Source organism: Streptomyces sp. NPDC059477, assembly GCF_042749375.1.
GTDB lineage: Bacteria > Actinomycetota > Actinomycetes > Streptomycetales > Streptomycetaceae > Streptomyces.
This window is the reverse complement of record NZ_JBHYUG010000183.1, coordinates 1-1,052: the sequence shown is the minus strand read 5'-3', so window position 1 is coordinate 1,052 and position 1,052 is coordinate 1. Positions and strand designations below refer to the sequence as shown.

General features: G+C 76.9%; 1 protein-coding gene and 1 pseudogene. Both read left to right on the top strand.

Features of this window, described 5'->3' with window-relative positions; translation table 11 throughout:
* Window positions 1-144: 144 nt before the first annotated feature.
* Window positions 145-702, top strand: a pseudogene (locus ACFXAZ_RS39395) (amidohydrolase family protein); the annotation flags it as partial.
* A gap of 69 nt (window positions 703-771) precedes the next feature.
* On the top strand, window positions 772-1,052 hold a 281-nt coding region (locus tag ACFXAZ_RS39390; RefSeq protein WP_384601860.1), incomplete at its 3' end, for a nucleotidyltransferase domain-containing protein.

Here is a 1,052-nt window from a genome sequence, read left to right as displayed (position 1 = left end):
GTCCCCTCCTGAAGGAATGCCTGTGTCCTCTCCGCATCCCGCCCGCTCGTCCCGCCGCACCGTCCTGGGGGGGGGGGGGGCCCCCACCCCGCGCGCGCCCGCGCCCCCGCGCCCCCGCCGCCCGCGGCGCGGGGGGGGGCGCCCGGCGCCGCGGGCCGCTGGCTCGCCGGACGCCGGGTCGGCGACGAACTGAGCGATCCGGTGCTGCTGCGCCATCTGCTGTGGATGGCCGTCGCCGGCGGTCTGCCCCTGCAACTGCACACCGGGCTCGGCGAGCCGGGCCTGCGCGGCGACCGTACGGACCCGGCCCTGCTCACCGGCTTCGTCCGCGCCACGGCCGGGCTCGGCACCGATCTGATCCTGCTGCACGGCTACCCGTACCACCGTCACGCGGCCCATCTCACGGGCGTGTTCCCGCATGTGTACGCCGACGCCGGGGCCGCCCTGGTGCGTACCGGCGCCCGGGCCGCGACCGTTCTCGCGGAGATCCTGGAGCTGGCCCCCTTCGGCAAGGTCCTGTTCTCCAGCGGGGCCCGGGCGCTGCCCGAACTGCATGTCGTCGGGGCGCGGTTGTTCCGGGAGGCGCTGAGCCGGGTGCTGGGCGGCTGGGTGGCCGACGGGGCGTGGTCGCCGGGCGACGCCCACCGGGTGGCCGGCCTGATCGCGGCCGGGAACGCGCGCCGGGTGTACGGCCTGGAGTGAGGCACCCGCCGCCGGGGCAGGGCCGCGCGGCGGGTGTACCGGTCCGCGCGCGCTGGGGACACTGGGCGTATGCCGATCCAGGAACAGCTCCCGTTCGAGGACCCGCCCCCGACCCGCACCCTGCTCGACCGGTTCGTCACCGGCCTCGCGCCCTTTCGCCCGGTCGCCGTCTGGGCGCACGGCTCACTGGCCGGCGGTGACTACCAGGAGGGCCGCAGCGACCTCGATCTGATCGCCGTACTGCCCGCCCCGCCCACCCCGCGCACGGTGTGGCGGCTGGCGCTGCTGCACAAACGGCTGCGGGCCGAGCCGCTCGCGGACAAGCTGCACTGCACGTATCTGACCCCGGC